The sequence below is a fragment of the Haloarcula argentinensis DSM 12282 genome, from assembly GCA_000336895.1.
In the GTDB taxonomy this organism is placed as follows: domain Archaea; phylum Halobacteriota; class Halobacteria; order Halobacteriales; family Haloarculaceae; genus Haloarcula; species Haloarcula argentinensis.
This window is the reverse complement of record AOLX01000004.1, coordinates 1-1,176: the sequence shown is the minus strand read 5'-3', so window position 1 is coordinate 1,176 and position 1,176 is coordinate 1. Positions and strand designations below refer to the sequence as shown.

Sequence of the window (1,176 nt, the reverse complement as noted above, 5' to 3'; positions counted from 1 at the left end):
AAGTAATGCGGCATGGGGGTGTGGGTGGAGGATGGACCGGGAGGAATCAATCGCCGTCATGCGGTTTCGACTTTCGACGGTTCCGGCACGCCGTCGAGATGATTCCACTCGCCGGATTCCCACTCTTGTTTGCGGTCGGTCGCCCACGAGCTACTGAATCCCTGTTTAGCGGCGGCGTCACCCTGCGAGATGCCGCCGTCGCACCACGGCTGACAGTCGAGCAGGTAGGCGCGCACGCGCTCGGCGCGCCGTATCTGTTCGGGGTCGATTTGGTCGGCGTCGTCGTCGCGGTCCTCGTCGAGGACGACGCGGAACGGCGCAGGGTCGTGCTCGGAATAACTCTCCCGAGTGTCGGTGAGTCCGACGAACTCCCCGATTTTCTCGCGCTTGTCCTCCCCGCCGGGCGATTCCCAGAGGATGACGCGACCGGGGTCGGCACGACTCGGTTTCTGGATGACGAGCGTCGTCATCTCGCGGATGGGTTTGTTCATCCCGCTCCAATTGTGAGCGACCAGCACGAGCGACCCACGCTTTGCGTGCGGCCCGTGGCGGTCCTCTTTCTTGCGGATGAGAGTCGCGCGCTCCGCGAACGTCTCGGCTTTCTTCGAGTCCGCACCGCGGCCGGTAAGCTCCTGCATTGCTTCGTCAAGCACGCCGAGCGATTGGCGTTTGTGTGACGCCATCGCCTCTAGCATCTCCACGTCGGACCGCACCACGGCGTCGAAGCCGTCCCACGTCGTCTGGCCGTAGAGCGTCCCGCCGGTTCGAGCGCCCCACGCCCGCGCAACGTCGAGGGTCGTCGCGGTCTTACCCGCGCCGGGTGGCCCGGTGACGACCGCAATCGTGCCCTCTTGCGCGAGCCGAGTCACAATCTCGGTGAGGGCGTCACTCGCCTCACGGTCCTGATTCACGATGCCGACCATGCCCTGCAACTGACTCACGTTCCCCTCACGATAGGCGCGGTCTACCATCGATGTCGCCGCCGACCGCACGATTTGTTTCCCGACGTGACTGTCCAGAAAGTCCTTGCCGCGCTCCTCGTAGATGCCGCAGTACCGATTCAGGAAGTCGAGCACGTCGGGGTCGTTAATCATCCCGGCGAACTCGCGGACGAACTCGTTGGACTTGTTCTCAAGTTCGTTCCGAAGGAATTCGCGGCCCTGTGCGGCCGAATAG

At 63.9% G+C, this 1,176-nt stretch carries 1 protein-coding gene; it reads right to left on the bottom strand.

Annotation, left to right across the window (positions count from 1 at the left end; translation table 11 throughout):
• Positions 1–56 precede the first annotated feature (56 nt).
• The coding region (locus tag C443_RS00725; RefSeq protein WP_005532844.1) for a hypothetical protein at positions 57–1,176 on the bottom strand (1,120 nt) is incomplete at its 5' end.